Genomic DNA, 23,871 nt, shown 5'->3' on the forward strand with positions numbered 1-23,871 from the left:
TGTGAGCTGTACTATCTGCGAGCTTTACCATGCCGTCATCTGACCAGGCTAGCGCTCAATTCGAACACACCAGTGTGCTACTGGACGGCGCCGTCGATATCCTCGTGCATCAACCTGATGGCGTATACCTTGACGGCACCTTTGGCCGTGGCGGCCATTCCCGGGTCATCCTGTCGCGCTTGAATGAGGCAGGGCGCTTGATTGCCCTCGACCGGGATCCTCAGGCCGTGACGGCGGCGTCGGATATTGCCGACGCACGATTTACCATGGTGCAGCGCGACTTTGCCCGGCTTGCCGACGTTGCCCGCGAGCAGGGCGTGCATGGCAAGCTTGCAGGGATTCTGCTTGATGTTGGCGTATCATCACCACAGCTTGATGACCCTGAGCGGGGGTTCAGCTTTATGCGCAATGGCCCGCTGGATATGCGCATGGATCCCAGCCAGGGTGAAAGTGCCGCGACATTTCTTGCCCACGCCAGTGAAGCAACCATCGCGCACGTATTCAAAACCTATGGTGAGGAACGCTTTGGAAAACGACTCGCGCGAGCGGTCGTCAATCGGCGTGTCGAGGCGCCCTTTACGCATACGGTGGACTTGGCCGACGTGCTGAAAGCCGCCCATCCTGCCTGGGAAAAAGGCCGTCATCCCGCCACGAAAGCTTTTCAGGGGTTGCGGATTTACTTAAACGGCGAGTTGGAACAGCTGGATGCGGCGCTTGAGGCTGCCCTCGAGGCCTTGGCGCCGGGTGGCCATCTGGTGGTCATCAGCTTCCATTCGCTCGAGGACCGCCGGGTCAAGCGGTTTATTCGTCACCATGTGCGGGGCGATACGCATCTACCCAAGGGCGTACCGATTCGTGATGACCAGTTGAATCGTCGTCTCGAGGCGCTGGGGAAAGGAAAACGGCCAAGCGATGACGAGGTGGCCGATAACCCGCGAGCCCGTAGTGCGGTCATGCGTGCCGCACGTAAACGACAGTGATCACGGATGTCAGCATGAGCTTGGAGCAACTTGATCGGTGGTGGTCTTCTTTACAGGCTGGATGGCCGTTTCCTTTGCGCCTGCGGCCCTGGCCGGTGGCACTGAGCCTGCTTTTTTTAGCCTGCCTGGCAACGGCTTTTGGCGTCGTCGCGACAACCCATGCGACGCGGGGGCAGTACGCCGAGCTACAGCAACTAGAGCAACAGCAGAGCCAGCTGAACACCGAATGGGGGCAACTGCTGTTGGAAGAAGGCGCGTGGTCAACGCCTGCGCGTATAGAGCAGATTGCCACACAGCGTCTGGGGATGCGCATTCCCGATGTTGACGACGTTGAGGTAATTCGCCCATGAGCACTCAGCGCCGGGGCGTCAGTTCACGCCAAGCGCCTGTCGCCCCTCCGCTACCGGGGGGGCGGTTTTTCTTTGTCATGCTGCTTATTGTCCTGGCGTCCGCGATCCTGATAGGGCGGATCACCTTGCTGCAGGTGATCGACCGTCCTTTTCTGCAAAGCCAGGGGGATGCGCGTACGTTGCGCAATGAGGTCATCCCCGCCCACCGGGGAATGATTACTGACCGAAATGGCGAGCCGCTGGCGATCTCTACGCCAGTAGTAACGCTTTGGGCGAACCCCCAGGAACTCCCCGAGGATGCGATTCAGCGTATCGTCCTGGCGCAGGCATTGGGTATGTCGCTGGAGTCGTTTGAAGCCCGAGTGGCGCGCTACAGCGACCATGAGTTCATGTATCTGCGGCGCCAAATGACGCCTGAAGCCGCCCAGCGTATCCTCGATTTGCGCACGCCTGGGGTCTACCCCCAGCGTGAATACAAGCGCTATTACCCTGCGGGGGAAGTCGCGGCACAACTGCTTGGCGTGACCAACGTTGATGATGTCGGGCAGGAAGGGCTCGAGCTTGCCTACCAGTCTCATCTGGCCGGTCGTCCGGGGCAGCGGCGCATTATCAAGGATCGACGTGGTCGATTGGTCAGGGAGCTGGATGTTATCCGTGAAGCTCAGCCGGGCGGCGACTTGACCCTCTCAATTGATCAGCGTTTGCAGTACATGGCCTACCGTGAGCTCCGCTCAGCGGTCGTTGAAAACAAGGCGGATGGCGGTGTCCTGGTCATGATGGATGCCCGCAGCGGCGAAGTGCTGGCCATGGCCAATCTGCCTTCCTATAACCCGAACAACCGGGCAGGGCTAGACCCTCGCGGGCTGCGTAACCAGGCGCTGGTCGATGTTTTCGAGCCTGGCTCGGTGATGAAACCGCTGGCGATGTCGGCGGTGCTGGAGAATGAAGATTTTAATCGTGACACCGTTGTGGATACCTCGCCTGGCTGGATGCGGGTAGACGAATACACGATACGTGACTTTCGCAATTACGGTGAGCTGGACCTGGCCGGTATCCTTGAGAAATCCTCCAACATTGGTATGTCGCGGTTGGCGCTGCAGTTGAGTGATACGGCCATCTGGGAGAAATATAACCAACTGGGCCTGGGGCAAGCGCCCGGTACCGGTTTCCCTGGTGAGGCGACTGGCAGTCTGCCGACCCATGTTAACTGGTCGCGCAGTGAAAGGGCGGCGCTCTCTTATGGCTACGGCCTCTCGGTTTCAGCCGTTCAGCTGGCGAGTGCTTATACGGCGCTTGCCAATGACGGCAAGCGTTTGCCGCCCTCGTTGCTGCGTCTTTCCGAGTCGCCCCAAGGCATTCCCGCAATAGAGCCCGGGGTTGCGAACGACTTGCTGGATATTCTGGAAAGCTCGGTAGCCGCTTATACGGGAGGTCGGCGAGCGCGGGTTGAAGGTTATCGTGTAGGCGGCAAGACCGGGACGGTCCGTAAATCCAGCCAGGGGGGATATGCAAAAGACGCCTACCGCAGCGTCTTTGCCGGGATTGCCCCGATCTCGGACCCGCGCATCGTGACGGTGGTCATGATCGACCATCCCAAGGCAGGCGAATTCTACGGAGGCGCCGTGGCGGCGCCGGTATTCTCAAGTGTGACAGGTAATGCGCTAAGGTTATTGGACGTGCCTCCTGATCGAGAGGCGGAATAGTGGGAAGGAGATTGCATGACGCTTAGCCCGAATGAGGTGATACAAGCGCTCGCCAAGGTGTGGCCAGCCGGTGGGTTGCCCGCATCGCTGCCATCGTTGTCCGACAATATCAACATCACCAACGATTCTCGCCAGATCGCCCCTGGCGATATTTTTGTGGCCGTTCCAGGCGGCCAGCTAGACGGTCGCGATTTTATTGATAGCGCCCTTGAGGCAGGTGCGGGCCTGGTGCTTGCCCATGCCAGCCATGGTGATATTACCCTCGATGGCCGTGTCCTGCAGTTACCTTATTTGACACGGCGGCTCGGGGAGCTTGGGCGCGCGCTGTTTCAACTGCCTGAAGGGCCTGAGGTCATCGGTGTCACGGGAACCAATGGCAAAAGCTCCGTGACGCACTACATTGCCGCGTTGAGCGATGCACTCGGGACACCGGCTGGTGTCATCGGTACCCTGGGCGTAGGCCGCTTGGGCGCGCTGAGCGATAACGGGCTTACGACGCCGGGCGCCCTTGCCATGCATGCGGCGCTGGGCGGGCTGGCTCGTCAGGGTGTCAAGCGTGTGGCGCTGGAAGTGTCATCCCATGCCCTTGATCAATCCCGGCTGGATAGCGTTGATATCACGACCGCTGTGTTTACCAATTTGAGCCGTGATCATCTGGATTATCATGGCAGCATGGCTGCCTATGCGGCTGCCAAGGCCAAGTTATTCCGGCGTACTGAGCTTGCCCTTGCCGTGATGAACGGTGATGACCCGCTCGTGCGTCTGATGTTGGCGGGCTGCGATAGCCATGTGCGCGTCCTGGCGACAGGCACCGAAGAGGCCGTCACGCTACGCGTGGTGGGCTGGAACCCTCATAGTGAAGGCCAGCAGGCACTGATCGCTACGCCCGATGGTGAAAAAACGCTGTCGCTGTCGCTGATGGGGCGCTTTAACCTGGATAACGTCTTGCTGGCCATGGCAACGCTATATGGCTTGGGCGAACCATTGGATTCACTGTTCAAAGCGGCAGAATCGCTTCACCCGGTGCCGGGGCGCATGGAATGCTACCGTCAGGCGGGCGCCCCCAGCGTAGTGATCGATTATGCCCACACGCCGGATGCGCTCGATAACGCACTGCGCGCCCTTGATGGGCATGCGGGCAAATTATGGTGCGTGTTCGGCTGTGGCGGTGAACGTGATACCGGCAAGCGCGCCGAAATGGCGCGTGTAGCAGAAGCGCATGCGGATGGCGTGATCGTGACGGATGATAATCCCCGGGGGGAGTCTGCCGAAAGCATACGCGCTGATATTCTGGCAGGCTTCAGTCAGAAGGCTAAGCCGCTGGAAATAGCCGAGCGAGGCGAGGCGATTGCGTATGCGGTCCGTCACGCCAACCCTGACGATGTCATTCTGGTGGCGGGTAAAGGTCATGAGCCCTATCAGGAAATCAAGGGGGTGCGCTATCCCTACCATGATGGTGAGGCCGTGCAGTCCGCGCTGGCCGCTCGGGAGGCGCTCTAGATGAACTGGACGCTCGGTGGCGTAGCGGCGGCGCTCGCCGTTGAAGCGCCGCCATCCTTGGCGGACATGCCCATCAGCACTGTCGTCACCGACACGCGCAAGATGGTGGCGGGAGGCCTGTTTGTCGCCCTCAAGGGGCCGCGGTTTGACGGTCATGATCTATTGGCCGAGGCGCAGCAGGCGGGCGCGGTGGCGGCGCTGGTGGAGGCGCCTGTGAATAGCTCGCTGCCACAGTTGGTATGTCCTGATACCCGTCTGGGATTGGGGTTGATGTCTGCCGCCGTGCGCGAAGACTGGCAGGGCCCGCTGGTCGCGGTGACCGGCAACAGTGGCAAAACCACGGTGAAAGACATGACGGCCGCCTTGCTGGCACCGCTGGGCGCGGTTCATTCCACCCAGGGAAACCTCAATAATGACATTGGGGCGCCATTGACCTTGCTGGCGTTGACGCCGGACCATCAGGTGGCGGTGGTTGAGTTGGGGGCCAATCACCTGGGGGAAATTGCCTGGACGACGCGTCTGGCTCGGCCTCAGGTCGCCGTGATTACCAATGTGACCGGTGCCCATGTCGGCGAGTTTGGCGGGATGGGGCAAATTGCCCAGGCCAAGGGGGAAGTGCTGAGCGGTTTGGCGGACGATGGCGTGGCGGTTTTAAATCGCGACGATCATTATTTTGCCTACTGGGCAGCCTGTGCTGCGCCGCGTCATGTGATCAGCTTCAGCATCAAGGCACCGGCGGATATCTGGGCCGAAGCGCTTTCCTGTGACTCCCAAGGGCGTTATGCTTTCACGCTTAACTATCAAGGGCGATCCCTTGGGCGGGTACAGTTACCGCTGCTGGGCAAGCATAATGTGAGTAATGCGCTCGCGGCGGCGGCGGCGGCGCTCTCTCTGGGGGTGCCGCCAGCGCAGGTGATCGAGCGCCTGGCGCGCCTGTCTGCACTCCCCAACCGGCTTGGTGTGCTACCCGGGTTGCGCGGTGTAAGCCTGCTTGATGATAGCTACAACGCCAATCCTGGCGCGGTGAAAGCCGCGCTGGAGACGTTGATGAGCCTGCCGGGGCCGCGCTGGTGTGCCTTGGGGGCAATGGGGGAGCTGGGTAGTGATTCCAGCGCTTTGCACGCGGATATCGGCCGATATGCGGCGCAGTTGGGGGTCGATCTGCTGTTAACGCTGGGGGAAGCCGCCAAGCCGGCCAGCGATGCCTTTGATGGTGGGTTGCATTTTAATGATCACGCGACGCTTGTGCGTCATCTTCACAATACGTTGCCGCCCAATGCCAGCTTGTTGGTAAAAGGGTCGCGCAGCGCAGGCATGGAACGAATTGTCACCGCCCTGCGCACGGATGAGATAAGGTAAACGCCGTTCATGTTACTTCACTTGGCGAATTTTCTGTCGCAGTATCAATCTGCCTTCCAGGTTTTCAACTATTTAACCTTGCGGGTGATTTTAGCCGCCCTGACAGCGCTGTTTCTGTGCCTATGGCTGGGGCCCTGGGTGATAAGGCGGCTGGTCGAGGGGCAAATTGGCCAGGCCGTGCGTGATGACGGTCCGCAATCACACCTCTCAAAGGCCGGTACGCCGACCATGGGTGGGGCAATGATTCTGATGGCCATGGCGATCAGCACCTTGATGTGGGGGGATCTGACCAATCACTACGTATGGGTCGTGCTAGGGGTGACGCTGGGTTTTGGCGCGATTGGCTGGATAGATGATTACCGCAAGGTGGTCGAGAAAAATCCCCGGGGGTTACCGGCGCGCTGGAAGTATTTCTGGCAATCGGTGGTGGGCTTGAGTGCGGCACTGATTCTTTACTTTACAGCGGCCTCGGCAGTGGAAACCAGCCTGCTGATACCGACGCTCAAAGACGTTGCGATTCCTCTGGGCATTTTTTATATCCTGTTAACCTATCTGGTGATTGTCGGTAGCTCCAATGCCGTCAACCTGACCGATGGTCTGGATGGCTTGGCCATCATGCCGACGGTGCTGGTGGCGATGGGGCTGGCGATTTTTGCCTATGCCAGCGGCAACGCGCTTTTCGCTGACTACCTGCATATCCCGTTTATCCTGGGTACCGGTGAACTGGCCGTTTTTTGCGCAACGATAGCGGGCGCCGGGCTTGGGTTTCTTTGGTTCAATACCTACCCTGCACAAGTCTTTATGGGCGACGTGGGAGCGCTTGCTCTGGGCGCTGCGCTTGGCGTCGTGGCCGTTATTGTCCGCCAGGAAATCGTGTTGTTCATTATGGGCGGTATTTTCGTGCTTGAGACCGTCTCGGTCATTCTGCAGGTGGGCTCTTACAAGCTCACTGGGCGCCGGATATTCCGAATGGCGCCTTTGCATCACCACTATGAGTTGAAAGGCTGGCCAGAACCCCGGGTGATCGTGCGCTTCTGGATCATTACCGTGGTGCTGGTGCTGCTGGGGCTGGCCACGCTTAAAGTTCGTTAAGTTTTTTCATTTTCAATGCGACCGGGCCCGACATGGGTCGGTATGAGGGAGCCGGGATGGTTCACGTTCCACCAGGAATAACGCTCGTCGTGGGGCTGGGACTCTCGGGGCGGGCGATATGCCGTCATTTGGCGCGACAGGGCGTGCCCTTCATGGTGGCGGATACCCGTGAGGAACCGCCCGACATGGCTGCGTTCTACCGTGCCCATCCCGACGTTAGCGTTCATTGCGGCCCCCTCGAGGCTCTGGATATTGCAGTGGTGGAAGAGGTCGTGGTGAGCCCGGGTGTCGACCCCCAGCATCCAACGTTAGCGCCGTTGGCGGCGCAAATGAACCCCCGCACTGGCGACCCCCGGCTGGTCGGCGAAATGGCCCTGTTTGTGCGTGCGGCGTCCGCGCCCATTGCCGCGATTACCGGCTCGAATGCCAAATCAAGCGTGACGACCCTGCTCGGGCAGATGGCCCAGGCGTCAGGTGTCAAGGCCGCTGTGGGTGGAAATCTCGGCACCCCGGCACTGGATCTATTGGAGCAACAGCCTGACGCTGAGCTATTCATCCTCGAACTTTCCAGTTTCCAGCTCGAAACCACCCCCCGCCTTGGCGCGGCGGTGGCCGCCTTTTTAAACTTATCGGAAGATCATCTGGATCGACATGGCGACATGCAAGGCTATCGTCGTGCCAAGCAAGCCATTTTCCGCGGTGCGCAGCATGCTGTCGTCAATGCCGATGACCCAATGACGTTTCCCAGCGAGCCGGTGGCCGAGTTGACTCGCTTTGGCAGTCAGCCGCCAAGCGGTCGTGATCTGGGGTTGGCATTAGAGCAGGGGCGGTTAACCCTGATGAAGGGTAAAGCGCCTTGGCTTGCCGCCGATCAGTTGGCGATGGTGGGCCAGCATCATTATCTTAACGGGTTGGCTGCTCTGGCCATGGGGGACGCGTTGGGGTTTGATCGAGCGGCCATGTGCGAGGCATTAAAGGCATTCAAAGGTTTGCCCCACCGCAGCGAGCTGATCGCTGAACTCGACGGCGTGAAATGGGTGAACGATAGCAAGGGGACCAATGTGGGAGCGACCCTTGCGGCCATTGAAGGCATTGGCGCCGACTTGAATGGCCGGTTGATATTGCTGGCAGGCGGTGTTGGCAAAGGGGCCGATTTTTCTCCCCTGGCGGCGCCATTAAGCGCCAACGCATGCTGCGTTATCTTGTTTGGCCAGGATGCATTGCGTCTGGATGAGGCGTTGTCAGGTCACGTTGAGACGCGTCTGGTGGCGGATCTGGCGCATGCCATGCAAGAAGCGTATGCGCTTGCGAAACCCGGAGACTGCGTGCTGCTGTCGCCGGCCTGTGCGAGTCTGGATCAATTCGTTAATTACCAGGCAAGAGGCGATGCCTTTCGTCACTGGGTAGAGCAAAAAGCACGATTCGTCCACGAGGCAACGTCATGAAGCGACTAGGAAATCTACGCCAGGCACTGTCTACCCAGGGGGCACCCTGTGATATTTGGTTGATTGTGGTGGCGGTAGCGCTGGCGGGCTTCGGTTGGGTGATGGTGAGTTCGGCCTCTATCGGTTTGGTAGACAACAGTTATCACTATGCACAACAGCATGGTGTGTTTTTGCTGCTTGGCATAGCCGCGTGCCTGGTGATGCTGTGTCTTCCATTGGAGGTATGGCGTCAAAACGCCAGCTTGATTCTGCTTGTCAATATTTTCCTTCTCACACTGGTGCTGTTCATCGGTCAGGAAATCAATGGCAGTAAACGCTGGATTGCGCTGCCCGGTCCATTGCCGAGCCTGCAGGTATCCGAGCTCGCCAAGATTGGCTTGATTCTCTACATGGCGGCTTTTATGTCCCGCTTTACTTACGACCTCAGGCGCAGGCCGTTCAGTATGTGGCGGCCACTGGCCGTATTGGCCGTGCCGGCCGGGCTGTTGTTTTTGGCGCCTGATTTTGGCGGCATGGTGGTGTTTACAGCCTGCGTGATTGGCATGCTGATGATGGCGGGGGCGTCGCTAACCCTATTGATCGGTAGTGGCAGCCTGTTGGCGACGGGGGCGGTGATGATGGTGGCGCTGGAACCCTATCGGCTGGCTCGCTGGACCAGTTTTTTGGACCCTTGGGCCGATCAGTTTGCGACCGGCTATCAGTTGACCCAGGCACTGATTGCCTTTGGTCGTGGTCATGTCACCGGTACCGGGCTTGGCAACAGCGTGCAGAAGTTGCATTACCTCCCCGAGGCGCATACCGATTTTATTTTTGCAGTGGTCGCCGAAGAGTTGGGGATGTTGGGCGCCATTACAGTGGTGGTGTTATTTACCCTGTTGATTGCCTGGGCCATGTTGGTAGGGCGTCGAGCCGAGCTGTCAGGGCATCTGTTCGGCGCCTACGTCAGCTATGGTGTTGGTTTCATTATTGCGGCTCAGGCGTTTATCAACATGGCGGTAAGCTCTGGGCTGCTGCCAACCAAAGGGTTGACGCTACCACTGATGAGCTATGGCGGTTCCAGCTTGCTGGTGACCGGCGTCATGATAGGTTTGTTGTTGCGCACCGATGTGGAAACGCGCCAACAGCCCAAGCGTGCCTCGACGCCTTATCGCCCGCGGCGTGAACCACGCCTCTCATAATCAAGCTTAAGGAGTTGCCTGTGACACAGCCAGCGCGCCGAGTGCTCATCATGGCAGGAGGAACCGGGGGCCACGTGATGCCTGCTTTATCGTTGGCGCGGGCCCTGATGGCTCAGGGAGTCGAAGTTGAGTGGCTGGGTAGTCCGAAAGGCATTGAAAACCGCCTGGTGCCCGACGCGGGAATCACCCTGCATACCATTGCCATTTCAGGGCTGCGCGGTAACGGCCTGACAGGCTGGCTGAAGGCACCCTTGAACCTGAGCCGCGCGGTGCGTCAGTCCCGTCGTGTCATGGAAGAGTTCAACCCTCAGGTTGTGGTGGGGTTGGGTGGTTTTGCCAGCGGCCCCGGTGGTCTGGCCGCCAGAACATTGAGCATTCCACTGGTGATTCATGAGCAGAACGCTGTGGCGGGGTTGACCAACAGGGTCCTGTCGCGCCTGGCGACCCGCACCTATGCGGCTTTCCCCCAGGCCTTTGGCCAACGGGCGGAAGTGATCGGTAATCCGGTCCGCGACGATATTGCCTCCTTGGGCAATCACCCGCGCGATTCGGCGACCATGGCAGGCCGTCCTCTGCGCCTGCTGGTCGTCGGTGGTTCACTGGGTGCCGTGGCCCTCAATGAGCGACTGCCCCAAGCCATCGCCAGCCTGGAGGCTGCACAGCGGCCGGCCATATGGCATCAGGCCGGCAAGGCGCGGGATGCCGATACCGCGGCTCGGTATGCCGAGCAGGACGTTGAGGCTCAGGTTGAACCTTTTATTGATGATATGGCGGCGGCTTATGACTGGGCGGACCTGGTGGTTTGCCGTGCCGGGGCATTGACCGTTGCAGAACTGGCAGCAGCGGCCAAGCCAGCCTTGCTGGTGCCTTTTCCATTCGCGGTGGATGATCACCAACGCGTCAATGCCCAGGTGCTTGTCGAGGCCAAAGCGGCGCTTTGCATCGTTCAGTCCGAGTTGACTGCCGAGCGCCTTAGCCATGAATTGGCAAACTTATTAACGCCTGACACCCTGGCGGCGATGGCCGCTAATGCCCGCCAGGCCGCCTACCTGGAGGCAACCCAGCACTTGGTCGAGGGGTGTCTGGCTGTCATACCGCAAGGAGAGACTGTGTGACCCATTCTGAAACCAAGGCGGCATCAGCAACGACCGCCCCCAATGGTCGCGGCATGCGTCGCATTCGGCGCATTCATTTCGTCGGCATCGGCGGTGCCGGGATGTGCGGCATCGCGGAGGTGCTAGCCAACCAGGGATACGCTGTCAGCGGCAGTGATTTAAAACCTTCGCCTGTTACCGAGCGTTTGAGCCAGTGCGGTGTCAGCATATCGATTGGTCACGCCGAGGCAAACGTGTTTGGGGCGGATGTCGTGGTTGTATCGAGTGCCATTGATCCGACGAATCCAGAAATTCGCTGGGCCCACGATCACCGCGTACCAGTGGTGCGCCGCGCTGAAATGCTCGCCGAACTGATGCGCTTTCGCCATGGCATTGCGGTGGCCGGTACCCATGGCAAGACCACAACCACCAGCTTGACGGCAACGATACTAGGCGAGGGCGGCCTTGACCCAACCTTCGTGATCGGCGGCAAGCTGACCAGCGCGGGTGTCAATGCAAGGCTGGGTGAGGGTGATTACCTGGTGGCCGAGGCCGATGAGTCCGACGCGTCATTCCTGCACCTGCAGCCGATGGTGTCCATCGTCACCAATATCGATGCTGACCACATGGCAACCTACGGTGGTGATTTCTCGCGCCTTAAAAGCACGTTTGTCGAATTTCTTCATAATCTGCCCTTTTACGGGCTTGCAGTGCTCTGCATCGATGATGCCAATGTGCGCGAGCTCTGTGATCAGGTGAAACGCCAGTTCGTCACCTACGGGTTCGACGAAGATGCCGACTACCGAATCATCGATTTTGAGCAGCAAGGGGGCGAGGTGTCGTTTACCGCATTGCGTCCCGGTGATGCCGACCCGTTACCCATTCGGCTGGCCATGCCGGGACGGCACAATGCATTGAACGCCATGGCGGCAATTGTGGTTGCCACCGATGCCGGTGTCAGTGATGCGGCGATCACTCGCGCCCTGGCGAACTTTGCGGGCGTGGGGCGTCGCTTTCAGGTGCATGGCCATTACCCCAGCCCGACGGGGGGAGACGTCATGCTGGTGGATGATTATGGACATCACCCCCGGGAAGTGGATATGGTCATCCAGGCGGTTCGGGCAGGGTGGCCTGAGCGGCGCCTGGTGATGCTTTATCAGCCGCATCGCTACAGCCGCACGCGTGATTTATACGAGGATTTTGTCCGGGTGCTCTCCCAGGTGGATACGTTAGTGCTGTTGGACGTTTACAGCGCCGGCGAGGCGGTGATTCCTGGGGCAGAAGGCCGCACGCTGGCGGGTTCGATTCGTCAGCGAGGCGAGGTTGATCCGCTGTTTGTCGAGCATAAACACGAATTGCCCAATCTGTTAAGCCACGTGCTGCGCCCCGGCGACATTTTGATTACCCAGGGGGCTGGTGATGTCGGCGGTATCTCGCTGCGCCTGGCGCAAGCCCGGTTGGCGTTAAATGAGGTAGATCTGTGAGCGGACTCAACTCTGAACCCCTATCGCTTGAGCGTGTTGTCGTCATCTACGGCGGTCAGTCTGCCGAGCGTGAAGTGTCACTGAAGAGCGGTGCTGCGATTATCGCGGCGTTGGAACGCCAGGGCGTGAATGTCCAGGGCTATGACCCGCGCGAGGGTGGTTTGGTCGGCCTGGAAAGACTGGCCCCGACAGCGGTTTTTGTTGCGCTGCATGGTCGCGGCGGCGAAGACGGCACCCTGCAAGGGGCGCTAGAGCTATTGGGCATTCCCTATACGGGCAGTGGTGTCCTGGCGTCGGCATTGGGGATGGATAAGCAGCGCACCAAGCAGGTATGGCATGCCCTGGCGTTGCCAACGCCGGAAAGCATCATGCTCCACGCGGATGCTGACTGGGCCGGGGTGGTCGCGCAGCTTGGTCTGCCGCTGATTGTCAAACCCGTCCATGAGGGGTCGACGCTTGGCATCAGCATTGTCGATGATCAGGCGGCCTTGGAAGCCGCCTATCATGATGCCGCCCGTTTCGACGCGCGGGTCATGGCGGAGCGATTCATCCAGGGCGATGAATACACGGTGAGCCTGTTAGACGATCAAGTGCTTCCCGCCATTCGCGTTGAAGTACCGGGTGGTTTTTACGACTATGAAGCCAAATACTTGACCGATACAACGCAATACCACCTGCCGTGTGGCCTGTCCCAAGAGGATGAGGCGGCGCTGGCAGCGCTCTGCCAACAAGCATTTGCCGCCGTGGGCGGGCAGGGCTGGGGACGCGTTGACGTGATGCGTGACTGTGACGGGCGCTTTTGGTTACTCGAAGTCAACACCGTGCCGGGCATGACTGACCACAGCCTTGTACCCCAGTCGGCCGCCCATGCCGGGATCGATTTTGATCAATTGGTGATGCGTATTCTGCAAACGGCCGGTCAAAAGAGCGCCTCATGAAAAGACGCCAGGCCTGGTTGGGTGGTTTGATGTTGGGTCTGCTGTTGGTGGCAGGTGGCCAGGCGCTCTGGCTGTGGCTTGATCGTCCCATTGAGCGTGTCTCCATCCGGGGCGACTGGGACTACGTCGATGCTGATTATCTACGGACCCAGTTGGCACCGGTCGTTGAAGACACTCAGTGGTTATCTGCTGATCTGGGGGCGTTAAGGCAACAGGCATTGCGCATTGGCTGGTTGAATGAAGTACGCATAACACGTGAGTGGCCCAATGCGCTGGTGTTTGAGCTGGTTGAGCAAACCCCGGTGGCCCGCTGGAATGACGACTTTCTCCTTAACGCAGAAGGTGAGGCCTTTGCATTCGCCCCAATGGAAGCGCCCAAGGGGCTGCCCGACATGGCAGGCCCCGCCGGTAGCAGTAAAGAAGTGCTGGATTATTACCATCAATTAACACCGCATTTCGCAGGGCTGGATTTACGGTTAACGCAGTTGCGCCTAGAGCCGCGTGGCGCCTGGCGGTTACAGTTAAATGATAGTACCTGGGTTATGTTGGGGCGTCGTCAACATCAAGTTCGGCTGGCGCGTTTAAATGCTTCCTGGCAGCGGGAATTGAGCCGTTTAAGCGACCGTATCCGTTATATCGATTTACGCTACCCCAATGGAGTGGCGGTGGCCTGGCATGGAGAAAGTGAATTTGATGTGCAAAAAGAGTAACGCATCGAAGAAAGGGCGTTTAGGGGTGTAAAGTAAGCGGTCGCTGTCGATGAAAACCGCGCGCATGGGGTTTTATTTCGCTTGGAAGGCGACTATTGTGATGATTGACTAGTCGTAATGCGCTAATTGTTTCTATACTATGAGCCAATCGTCAATTATAAATGTTAATATTGCTGGTTAAGTTGACTCATTGATCAGCATTGCAAAGACACAAGATGGCACTCTTATTAATTAGTGCCCAAGTAAGATTGAACGTTAATTGTTTTTTTATTTAAGGCGACAAGGAGATTTCCCGACTCATGGCAGGCTCACCCAACGCATCCAACATGGTGGTCGGGCTGGACATTGGAACGTCCAAGGTCGTCGCGATCGTCGGTCAGCCAACCGACGATGGTGGAATTGAAATTGCGGGCATTGGCTCGCATCCATCCCGGGGCATGAAGCGCGGCGTGGTCATTAATATCGAATCGACCGTGCAGTCGATTCAGCGCGCCGTTGAAGAAGCCGAATTGATGGCGGGCTGCGACATTCATTCTGTCTACGTCGGCGTTGCTGGCAGCCATATCAAGTCAATGAACTCCGATGGTGTCGTGGCCATCAAAGAACGCGAAGTGACACCCTCGGATATCGAGCGAGTGATTGACTCGGCCCGTGCCCGGGCTGTTTCAGAAGGACAGCGAGTTCTGCATGTGCTGCCCCAGGAATTTTCAATCGACGCTCAGGGCGGCATTCGCGAACCCCTTGGAATGTCGGGAGTCCGCCTTGAGGCGCAGGTTCATCTGGTAACCGCGGCGCTCAATGCGGTGCAGAACATTGAAAAGTGTGTGCGTCGCTGTGGTCTGGATGTGGATGCCATTATCCTCGAGCAGTTGGCGTCCAGCATGGCAGTATTGACCGAGGACGAGCGCGAGCTGGGTGTTTGCATGGTCGATATTGGCGGTGGAACGACCGATATGGCGATCTTCACCGAAGGCGCCATTCGTCATACGGCGGTGATTCCGATCGCGGGCGATCAGGTCACCAACGACATTGCCATGGCGTTGCGGACACCCACACAGCACGCCGAAGAGATCAAGGTGAAGTACGCTTGTGCACTGACTCAGTTGGCGGCAAGCGACGAAATGATCAAAGTACCTAGCGTTGGTGACAGGCCAGCTCGGGATCTTTCCCGGCAGGCCCTGGCCGAAGTGGTTGAGCCGCGCTATGAGGAGCTTTTTACGCTGGTCAGAGACGAGCTACGTCGCAGCGGCTATGAAGACATGGTTGCTGCCGGTATTGTGCTGACTGGCGGTACGTCACGTATGGAAGGCGTGGGCGAGCTGGCAGAAGAAATCTTTCATATGCCCGTTCGTATTGCGTGTCCGCAAAATGTCAAAGGGTTGTCGGACGTTGTACGCAATCCTATCTATGCAACCGGTGTGGGTTTACTGCATTATGCACTGCAGGAATCCCGCCATGGGCATGGTCGAGAAAGTCAACGGGGAGTTATCCCTGTGCACAAGGGGCGTACTGACGTCTCCCGGCGTGACGTCAAGGATGGCAGTGCAGCGCTGGCAAGAATCAAAGGCTGGTTCAAAGGAAATTTCTGACAGGGCCGCAAGCGCGGTTCAGGAGACGGGGCTTATGTTCGAATTGGTAGATAGCGCACCCTCGAGCAGTGCGGTCATCAAAGTGGTTGGCGTTGGCGGCGGTGGTGGCAACGCAGTTAACCACATGGTCGAAAGCAACATCGAAGGCGTCGAGTTCATCTGCGCCAACACCGATGCTCAGGCATTAAAGCGGGTATCCGCTAAGACGGTCCTGCAGCTTGGGGGTGAAATCACCAAAGGCCTGGGTGCGGGAGCTAATCCGGATGTCGGCCGTCAAGCGGCGATGGAAGATCGTGAGCGTATCGCTGAGCTTCTCAATGGCGCTGACATGGTCTTCATCACTGCTGGTATGGGCGGTGGTACAGGTACCGGTGGTGCCCCCGTGGTCGCGCAGGTGGCAAAGGAATTGGGCATTCTGACGGTAGCGGTCGTGACGCGGCCTTTCCCGTTTGAAGGGCCCAAGCGTATGCGCGCGGCAGAAGAGGGCATGAAAGAGCTTTCGGAGCATGTGGATTCGCTGATCACCATTCCCAACGAGAAACTGCTTTCTGTGCTGGGTAAAAACGCCACCTTGTTGACCGCCTTCAGCGCAGCCAACGATGTGCTGCTGGGCGCTGTCCAAGGTATTGCCGAGCTGATCACCAGTCCGGGCATTATCAACGTCGACTTTGCCGACGTGCGCACGGTCATGTCCGAGATGGGCATGGCGATGATGGGCACCGGCGGTGCGACAGGTGAAAATCGCGCCCGCGAAGCCGCTGAAAAGGCCATTCGCAGCCCGCTGCTGGAAGATATCGATCTGCACGGTGCGCGCGGCATCCTGGTCAACATCACCGCCGGTCCAGACCTCTCGATTGGCGAATTCAACGACGTGGGGGCCACGGTTCAGGAATTTGCCTCCCAGGAAGCGACGATCGTCGTGGGAACTTCCATCGATATGGAAATGTCCGACGAGCTGCGTGTCACAGTCGTGGCGGCAGGCTTGGACGGTGGTCAGCCTAAAGCGGCTACCCGTGAGCCGGCTCGCCGTGCGGCAGAAACCTCGGCAGATTACCGCAAGCTGCAACAGCCCACGGTAATGCGCCAGCAGGCAAACAGCCGTGCCGAAGCTGCCGAAAGCACGCCTGCACGCCCTGAAAAGCGTCGCGCTGCGGATGCTGACGATTATCTGGACATCCCCGCGTTCCTGCGCCGCCAGGCGGATTGATACAAGCTATCAGGTTCATGCTACCGGCAAACGAGAGTTTTATTGGTCAAAGCTCTCGTTTGCTGTTAAAGTGAACACTGTTTGATAACTTTCATCCCTTGCGGTTATCCCCGTTATTAGAGTTCGACCACTGCCCATGATCAGACAACGCACCTTACAAAATATCATTCGTGCCACCGGAGTGGGTTTACACTCGGGTAAAAAAGTTCATCTGGCTTTGCGTCCGGCGCCCGCTAATACGGGGATTGTGTTTGTCAGAACGGATCTGGAGCCAATGGCCCAGGTGCCTGCCCGCGCAGCGTTGGTTGAAGACACCAAGTTGTGTACTGCACTCAGCTATCAGGGTGTCAAAGTGGCGACTGTCGAACATTTGATGTCGGCGTTTGCTGGATTGGGCATCGACAATGCGTATGTCGATGTTAGCGCCCCAGAAGTGCCTATCATGGACGGTAGTGCAAGCCCGTTTGTCTTCCTGATTCAATCGGCGGGTATTCTGGAGCAGGAAGCAGCCAAGAAATTTATTCGCATCAAGCGTCCGATCAGCGTGACAGAAGACGATAAAGAGGCGACCTTCCTGCCGCATCAGGGGTTCAAGGTTTCTTTTGCCATCGACTTTGATCACCCGGTGTTCGACCAGCAAAAGCAAACGGCACTGATCGACTTTTCAACGACCTCTTTCGTTAAAGAAGTCTCCCGGGCGCGTACCTTCGGGTTTATGCGCGATCTCGAATTCTTGCGCTCGAACAACTTGGCATTAGGCGGAAGCCTGGACAATGCCATCGTTGTCGATGACTATCGAATCGTCAATGAGGGCGGGTTGCGCTACGAAGACGAGTTCGTCAAGCACAAGGTGCTGGATGCCATTGGTGATCTGTACCAGCTAGGTCATAGCTTGATTGGCGAGTTCCGCGGTGTAAAGTCGGGCCACGCATTGAACAATCAATTATGTCGCGAGTTACTGGCTCAGCCCGATGCCTATGAAATTGTTACCTTTGAAGAAGAGCAGGCTGTGGCGCCGATTTCCTACTCGGCACCTGCCATGGCGTAGTCAGTCTGGTTCGCCTGATTGACCGCTCGAAAAACGCACCGCCATGGCGGTGCGTTTTGTTTTGTGGGTCAGTCTTCATGGCTGGCTTCATCCGGTGCGTGGGAGGCCAGTCGTTCCAAGGCCCGCTTGAGGGCGGGGTGGTCGGTGTCTTCGGCACATTGGCTGAGCGTATTGCCGGCTGAACGCGACAGAGAGCGGGTATTGCGTAAAGGTGGCTGAATGGTCCTTACAGGACGCACCTTGAAGGTAAATCCGGTGACGCCCTCGAATCCCGGCAACTGATGAATAAGGCTTAGCAAGCGGTCCTGTTCGTAGCGCAGCCAGGTTAGCCATTGCGCTTGGCCGCTAATCAACGTCAAGCGTCCGTCTCGGAATCCGCCAACATAAATATGCTCACGCATTGCCTCGGGCAGGTGGGCCTGCAAATGCCGTTGTGCCTGATCAATAAGTGCTGAGAGGCGCATAAGCTTGCCGATATCGCCCGACTTGCCCATCAGACGGCTGATGGGCTGGGCCTGAGATCGCTTAACCTTTATACTCATACGCTTGATTCCTAAGGTATCGCTTATTGCCCTATGCATGGGGACTTTACCTTTACATAGGTGCCTTATGTAGATGCTTTCTGGCAAAGGTGATGTCGGGCACGCGTCAGGTTGCCCGACCCTTAAAGCCTAACACGCTCAGGAGTTTGTCCACAGCATGTCGCAAGCGTTGAACATTGCCTCGGTATTGCCTCGGCGTCAGCGTCGCCATAGTCTGGCGCGCTGGTGGCTGGCAGGCCTGTTGGTCGGCTGTTTATTGCCGACTAACCTGACCTATGCAGAAGCGCTGCGGGGTGGTGAGCGCAGCGTGGTGGCGTGTATTTGGGTGTCTGCCGTATTGCGCGCACGGACACGCTTGATGGCAACCCGGCGTCGCGCTATGCGGCGCTTCTGGGTCGTGTTGAAGCCCTTAACATCACCTAGACCTTTCGCATTCAAGCGGTTTGTTAGTGTGCTAGTGGCCGCACATGATGTATTCAGTCGTCGTGGTCCCCCTCAGATTTCCCCGTTTTACCGCTGATAAGTCAGTCAACCTTCTTCATTTATGGAACGGGGTGGCCCTGTCAAGGGCGCTCGCGGTTAGTTGGAAACTACATGATCAATAATTTATTACGTAAGGTCGTCGGTTCAAAAAATGACCGTGATGTGAAACGCATGCTCAAAAGCGTGCAGCACGTTAATGCACTGGAAAGTGAGTTCGAGGCATTAAACGATGCCGAACTACAGGCCACAACGGCGACATTGCGTCAGCGACTGGCGGACGGTGAGTCGCTGGACAGCTTAATGCCGCACGCCTTCGCGATGGTTCGTGAAGCCAGCAAACGCGTCATGGGCATGCGTCACTTTGATGTGCAGATGGTCGGCGGGATCACCCTGCATCGCGGCCGTATCGCTGAAATGAAAACCGGCGAGGGTAAGACCCTGGTGGCGACCCTCGCCGTTTACTTGAATGCGCTACCGGCGAAAGGCGTTCACGTGGTGACGGTGAACGACTACTTGGCCCGCCGTGATGCCGAATGGATGCGCCCGCTGTATGAGTTTTTAGGGCTCACCGTCGGGGTTATCTTCAGCGGTCAGACCAGCGCCGAAAAGCGTCATGCGTATCACTGCGATATTACCTACGGCACTAACAACGAATTTGGTTTTGATTATCTGCGCGATAACATGGCCTTTTCACTTGAAGATAAAGTCCAGCGTGAGTTGCACTACGCGATTGTCGATGAGGTGGATTCGATCCTGATCGATGAAGCGCGTACGCCGCTGATTATTTCAGGTGCTGTGGACGAGAATACCGATCTATACAAGGTGGTTGACCGTCTGTCGCAGCAGTTGGAAAAAGGCGAGAAGTCCGAGGACGACGAAACGCCGGTCACGGGGGATTTCGTCCTCGAGGAAAAGCAAAAACAGGTTGAACTGACCGAGCAGGGCCACAACAAGGTCGAGGCGCTCATGCGTGAAGAGGGGCTGCTGGGGGAAGATGACTCCCTGTATGCGGCTCAGAACCTCAACCTGCTTCAGCACATGCACTCGGCGTTGCGAGCTCGCTATCTCTACCACCGTGACGTTGACTATATGGTCTCCGACGATCAGGTAGTGATCGTCGACGAACACACCGGGCGTTCCATGCCGGGGCGGCGTTGGTCGGAGGGTCTGCACCAGGCCGTCGAAGCTAAAGAAGGCGTCACCGTTCAGCGCGAGAGCCAGACCCTGGCCTCGACCACCTTCCAGAACTACTTCCGCCTCTACGACAAGCTCGCCGGCATGACCGGGACGGCCGATACCGAGGCCTTCGAATTCCGCCAGATTTATGGGCTTGATGTGGTGGTGATTCCCACCAATCGGCCGTTGAAGCGGAAAGACCTCAATGATTTGGTCTACCTGAGCGCGGAAGAGAAATACGAAGCCATTATCCAGGACGTCAAAGTACAGACTGAGGCGGGTCGCCCTGTGCTGGTGGGTACGGCCTCCATCGAAACCTCCGAATACATTGCGCACCTGATGCGCGAGGCCAATCTCGCGTTCAACGTTCTCAATGCCAAGCAACACCAAAGTGAAGCCGAGATCATTGCCCAGGCGGGGCGTCCTGGAGCGGTAACCATCGCCACCAACATGGCGGGCCGGGGTACCGATATCGTGCTGGGGGGTAACTGGGAAGCTGAAGTGGCCAAGCTGCAGCAGCCCAGCCAGGCGCAGATTGATGCCCTGAAAGCAGAATGGCAGGAGCGTCACGACGCCGTTCTGGAAGCCGGCGGTTTGCACGTGATCGGCTCCGAGCGCCACGAGTCGCGGCGGATCGATAATCAGCTGCGCGGCCGTGCCGGGCGCCAGGGTGACCCTGGGTCCACCCGCTTCTTCCTGTCCCTCGAAGACAGTCTGATGCGACTGTTCGGGTCTGACCGCGTCAAGCGTCTGATGCAGGCGATGGGCCTGGAGCGTGGCGAAGCCATCGAGCACAAGATGGTCTCCAATGCCGTGGAGCGAGCGCAGAAGAAAGTCGAGGGGCGCAACTTCGACATTCGTAAACAGCTCCTTGAATACGATGATGTGGCCAACGACCAGCGCCGGGTCATTTATCAGCAGCGTAACGACATACTGGCCGCTGATAACGTGGCAGACGCTGTTGCGGGTATCCATGAAGAAGTCATGGAAGAGGCCATCAGCGACTTTGTTCCGCCGCAAAGCCTGGCCGAGCAGTGGGACCTGCCGGGCCTGGAAGCGCACCTGAAAACCGAATTCAACCTGGATGCGCCGGTCGTCGAATGGGCAGAAGCGGATCAGCGCTTCAACGAAGAGAAGCTGCGCGAACGCCTGCACACCATGCACCGGGAAGCCTACGCCGCGAAAATCGACGCCGCCGGTGAAGCGCTTATTCGCCGGTTTGAAAAGCAGGTGATGCTGCAGGTTCTCGACACCCGCTGGAAAGAGCACCTGCAATCCATGGACCATCTGCGTCGCGGTATTCACCTGCGTGGCTATGCGCAGAAAAACCCCAAGCAGGAATACAAGCGTGAAGCGTTTGAGCTTTTTCAGCAGTTGCTGACGAACATCAAGGCAGACGTGACACGGATTCTCAGCCATGTGCAGGTCCGCCAGCCGGAAGAAGTGGAAGCCCTGGAGCAGAAGCGTCGTGAAGCGCTGGAGCGTGAAAAAGCCACTGCCGCCAGCCGCCATGACGACCCGGACGCTGCCGCGTCCGACGAAACCGACGCGCCAAAAGAGGCACCTGGCGCCGATGGCCGTCCCGTTCGTCGCGAAGGCCCCAAGGTTGGGCGCAATGACCCCTGTCCGTGCGGATCGGGCAAAAAGTATAAGCAGTGTTGCGGTAAGCTCGACTAAAGTGCAAACGCCACGCTTAAGGAGATTTACATGGCGGTAGGATCAATACCCTTCCCCCCGATGCCGACTCTAGACGGGGTGCGTTTGGGTTCGGCCATGGCCGGGATAAAAAAGCCAGACCGTCGTGATGTCGTGGTCATTGAGTTGCCCGAAACGTCGACGGTGTCAGGGGTATTCACCCGTAATGCCTTCTGCGCCGCTCCGGTGAAAGTGGCAAGGGAGCACCTTCAGCGTAGCGCTGAAAACGGTCAAGTTCCTCGCTACTGGTTGATCAATACGGGCAATGCCAATGCAGGCACCGGTGACGCTGGCCTTAAGGACGCCCAGGACAGCTGCACCTCGGTTGCCGAGCAGGTGGGGGCCAACCCCTATGCCGTGCTGCCGTTTTCCACGGGCGTGATCGGCGAGCCAATGCCCATGGCGCGTCTTCTGGACGGCATTCCTGTGGCACTTGGCGATTTGGCAGGTGATGGCCAGGCCTGGCAGCACGCGGCTGAAGGTATTTTGACCACCGATACACGTCCCAAGGGGGCGAGTGTGACCTTGGCGATCGGTGACCGCGAGATTGTCATCAACGGGATCGCCAAAGGCTCGGGCATGATCAAGCCCAACATGGCCACCATGCTGGGCTTTGTAGTGACGGATGCGGGAATCGATCAGGCATTGTTGGACCGGCTGCTGCGCGAAACGGTCGATCGCTCGTTCAACTGCATTACCGTTGACAGCGATACCTCGACCAATGACGCCTGCATGTTGGCGGCTACCGGCACGGGGTTGCGCATTGAAAACGATGCGCATATCGACATCTTTCGCAACGGTTTGCAGCGGGTAATGACGGAGTTGGCGCAGGCCATAATTCGCGATGGTGAAGGTGCGACCAAGTTTGTCACCTTGCAGGTCGACCAGGCTCGTAGCCGCCAGGAAGCGCTTGATGTGGCCTTTACCGTTGCCCACTCCCCCTTGGTCAAGACGGCGCTCTATGCGTCTGATGCCAACTGGGGGCGTATTCTTGCCGCCGTTGGTCGGGCGCCAGTCGATGCGTTCGACGTTGAAAAGGTCATCATCGAGCTTGGCGATGTGCGCCTGGTGGAAAACGGCGGTCGAGCGGCGGGGTATACGGAAGAAGCCGGTAGCCAGGTGATGGCCAACGATGAGATTACCATCCGCATTTGTCTGGGGCGGGGAGACGAGAATGCCACCGTGTGGACGTCGGATCTCTCCCATGACTATGTATCGATCAACGCTGATTATCGTAGCTAAGCGGCAAACGCTCGTCGCCGCTTCGACCTCAACAGATCTTAACAGCGATATAATACCGCTATCGCTCAGCGGGTGTGCACACAGTGGATAGAGACGTAATGAATATCATGGTTAAACGACGGGTTCATGTGGCAGCCGCTGCCATTATCAGTGCTGACAAGCAGCAGGTGTTGATTGCCAGGCGGCCTTCGAACGTTGATCACGGTGGACTATGGGAGTTTCCCGGCGGCAAGCTGGCCCCCTACGAAACCGGGTTAGAAGGCTTGAAACGCGAATTGCACGAAGAGCTGGGCGTCGAAATTATCAATGCGCAACCATTGATCCGGGTGCATCATGAGTATTCTGACAAACATATACTGCTGGATGTCTGGCAGGTGCATGCCTTTGCAGGTGAACCCTTTGGCCGCGAAGGCCAGGCTGTTCGCTGGGTCCCCATGGAGGAACTGGTCAACTACCCGTTCCCGGCAGCAAATTTGCCCATCCTGCGGGCTGTCATGCTACCCACCGAATACCTGATCACCGGTGAAGAAGCCGATGAAGGCCGTTTTGATGCACTGCTGACCCGGGCGCTAAACGAGGATAACATCCGGCTGGTTCAACTGCGCGCCAAGCAGCTAACGCACGAGGCTTACGTGGCAAGGGCGCAGCGCGCGCTGACGCTGTGTCGCGAGGTGGGGGCGCGGTTGCTGCTCAATGGCGATCCCTCGCTGCTCGATCAGGTGGATGCCGACGGCATACATCTGACCAGCGAGCGCCTTATGCAGCTTGAGCGTCGGCCGATTGCGGAAAACAAATGGCTGTCGGCGTCGACCCATGACCCCAGGCAGTTGGAGCAGGCGGCTGCGCTAGGCTGTGACTTCGTCTCGCTGTCGCCATTGCGCACCACGCCGTCGCACCCCGATGTAGCTCCCATCGGCTGGCACGATTTTCAGCAGTGGGTGGAGCGCGCGGGCATGCCGGTCTTTGCGTTGGGCGGCATGACGCGTTTTGATGCCAATCACGCCCGCGCCGTGGGCGCCCAGGGGATTGCCTCCATCCGCGATTTCTGGAAATAAG

General features: G+C 58.3%; 20 protein-coding genes. 19 read left to right on the forward strand and 1 reads right to left on the reverse strand.

All coding sequences use genetic code 11. The features are described 5' to 3' along the window. Window positions 1-29: 29 nt before the first annotated feature. From rsmH to lpxC, 15 genes are all read left to right on the forward strand, one after another. Window positions 30-980, forward strand: a complete 951-nt coding sequence (gene rsmH / locus NH395_RS01055; protein ID WP_253021783.1) for a 16S rRNA (cytosine(1402)-N(4))-methyltransferase RsmH — start codon at window positions 30-32, stop codon at window positions 978-980. Between the two features lie 14 nt (window positions 981-994). Beyond that, complete coding sequence (gene ftsL / locus NH395_RS01060) at window positions 995-1,330, forward strand: cell division protein FtsL (protein ID WP_253021785.1); 336 nt, start codon at window positions 995-997, stop codon at window positions 1,328-1,330. Next, window positions 1,327-3,033 (forward strand): penicillin-binding transpeptidase domain-containing protein, encoded by a 1,707-nt coding sequence (locus tag NH395_RS01065; RefSeq protein ID WP_253021787.1) that lies wholly within the window; start codon window positions 1,327-1,329, stop codon window positions 3,031-3,033. The genes ftsL and NH395_RS01065 overlap by 4 nt, the downstream gene beginning before the upstream one ends. A 15-nt stretch (window positions 3,034-3,048) precedes the next feature. After that, window positions 3,049-4,533 (forward strand): UDP-N-acetylmuramoyl-L-alanyl-D-glutamate--2,6-diaminopimelate ligase, encoded by a 1,485-nt coding sequence (locus NH395_RS01070; protein ID WP_253021789.1) that lies wholly within the window; start codon window positions 3,049-3,051, stop codon window positions 4,531-4,533. Next, the gene (gene murF / locus NH395_RS01075; protein WP_253021791.1) at window positions 4,534-5,892 is read left to right on the forward strand and encodes a UDP-N-acetylmuramoyl-tripeptide--D-alanyl-D-alanine ligase; all 1,359 of its coding nucleotides are present in this window, start codon (window positions 4,534-4,536) and stop codon (window positions 5,890-5,892) included. Window positions 5,893-5,901: 9 nt separating this feature from the next. Beyond that, complete coding sequence (gene mraY, locus NH395_RS01080) at window positions 5,902-6,984, forward strand: phospho-N-acetylmuramoyl-pentapeptide-transferase (protein WP_066321067.1); 1,083 nt, start codon at window positions 5,902-5,904, stop codon at window positions 6,982-6,984. Between the two features lie 56 nt (window positions 6,985-7,040). Next, on the forward strand, window positions 7,041-8,429 hold the full coding sequence (murD, locus tag NH395_RS01085) for a UDP-N-acetylmuramoyl-L-alanine--D-glutamate ligase (protein WP_253021793.1): 1,389 nt from the start codon (window positions 7,041-7,043) through the stop codon (window positions 8,427-8,429). After that, window positions 8,426-9,607 (forward strand): putative lipid II flippase FtsW, encoded by a 1,182-nt coding sequence (ftsW, locus tag NH395_RS01090; RefSeq protein WP_253021795.1) that lies wholly within the window; start codon window positions 8,426-8,428, stop codon window positions 9,605-9,607. Before murD ends, ftsW begins: the two co-directional genes overlap by 4 nt. Before the next feature lie 20 nt (window positions 9,608-9,627). After that, window positions 9,628-10,722: an undecaprenyldiphospho-muramoylpentapeptide beta-N-acetylglucosaminyltransferase gene (murG, locus tag NH395_RS01095; protein WP_366064870.1), complete on the forward strand. Its 1,095-nt coding sequence runs from the start codon at window positions 9,628-9,630 to the stop codon at window positions 10,720-10,722. Window positions 10,723-10,775: 53 nt separating this feature from the next. Then, window positions 10,776-12,185, forward strand: coding sequence for a UDP-N-acetylmuramate--L-alanine ligase (murC, locus tag NH395_RS01100; RefSeq protein ID WP_253022410.1), 1,410 nt, complete (start codon window positions 10,776-10,778; stop codon window positions 12,183-12,185). Then, window positions 12,182-13,123, forward strand: a complete 942-nt coding sequence (locus NH395_RS01105; RefSeq protein ID WP_253021797.1) for a D-alanine--D-alanine ligase — start codon at window positions 12,182-12,184, stop codon at window positions 13,121-13,123. The genes murC and NH395_RS01105 overlap by 4 nt, the downstream gene beginning before the upstream one ends. After that, window positions 13,120-13,833 carry a cell division protein FtsQ/DivIB gene (locus NH395_RS01110; RefSeq protein WP_253021799.1) on the forward strand — a complete coding sequence of 238 codons (714 nt, stop codon included), beginning with the start codon at window positions 13,120-13,122 and terminating at the stop codon, window positions 13,831-13,833. Before NH395_RS01105 ends, NH395_RS01110 begins: the two co-directional genes overlap by 4 nt. Before the next feature lie 299 nt (window positions 13,834-14,132). Next, a complete protein-coding gene (gene ftsA / locus NH395_RS01115; RefSeq protein ID WP_066321059.1) occupies window positions 14,133-15,422 on the forward strand; it encodes a cell division protein FtsA in 1,290 nt (429 codons plus the stop codon). A gap of 34 nt (window positions 15,423-15,456) precedes the next feature. After that, window positions 15,457-16,629, forward strand: coding sequence for a cell division protein FtsZ (gene ftsZ, locus NH395_RS01120; RefSeq protein WP_253021801.1), 1,173 nt, complete (start codon window positions 15,457-15,459; stop codon window positions 16,627-16,629). A 136-nt stretch (window positions 16,630-16,765) separates the two neighbouring features. Further along, on the forward strand, window positions 16,766-17,677 hold the full coding sequence (gene lpxC, locus NH395_RS01125; protein WP_253021803.1) for a UDP-3-O-acyl-N-acetylglucosamine deacetylase: 912 nt from the start codon (window positions 16,766-16,768) through the stop codon (window positions 17,675-17,677). A 68-nt stretch (window positions 17,678-17,745) separates the two neighbouring features. Here lpxC and NH395_RS01130 read toward each other — a convergent pair whose 3' ends face one another. Beyond that, the gene (locus NH395_RS01130; protein WP_253021805.1) at window positions 17,746-18,219 is read right to left on the reverse strand and encodes a DciA family protein; all 474 of its coding nucleotides are present in this window, start codon (window positions 18,217-18,219) and stop codon (window positions 17,746-17,748) included. A gap of 157 nt (window positions 18,220-18,376) precedes the next feature. Here NH395_RS01130 and NH395_RS01135 point away from each other — a divergent pair, with 157 nt between their 5' ends. The 4 genes from NH395_RS01135 (at window position 18,377) to NH395_RS01150 (ending at window position 23,870) form a co-directional block, all read left to right on the forward strand. Continuing rightward, window positions 18,377-18,739: a hypothetical protein gene (locus tag NH395_RS01135; RefSeq protein ID WP_253021807.1), complete on the forward strand. Its 363-nt coding sequence runs from the start codon at window positions 18,377-18,379 to the stop codon at window positions 18,737-18,739. 74 nt (window positions 18,740-18,813) lie between these two features. Continuing rightward, window positions 18,814-21,555, forward strand: coding sequence for a preprotein translocase subunit SecA (gene secA, locus NH395_RS01140; RefSeq protein WP_253021809.1), 2,742 nt, complete (start codon window positions 18,814-18,816; stop codon window positions 21,553-21,555). 30 nt (window positions 21,556-21,585) lie between these two features. Beyond that, window positions 21,586-22,815 carry a bifunctional glutamate N-acetyltransferase/amino-acid acetyltransferase ArgJ gene (argJ, locus tag NH395_RS01145; protein ID WP_253021811.1) on the forward strand — a complete coding sequence of 410 codons (1,230 nt, stop codon included), beginning with the start codon at window positions 21,586-21,588 and terminating at the stop codon, window positions 22,813-22,815. Window positions 22,816-22,913: 98 nt separating this feature from the next. Continuing rightward, complete coding sequence (locus NH395_RS01150) at window positions 22,914-23,870, forward strand: Nudix family hydrolase (protein ID WP_253021813.1); 957 nt, start codon at window positions 22,914-22,916, stop codon at window positions 23,868-23,870. The last annotated feature ends 1 nt before the right edge of the window (window position 23,871 follow it).

Origin of the sequence: Halomonas sp. Mc5H-6 (assembly GCF_024124705.1) — a bacterium.
Lineage (GTDB): Bacteria > Pseudomonadota > Gammaproteobacteria > Pseudomonadales > Halomonadaceae > Vreelandella > Vreelandella subterranea.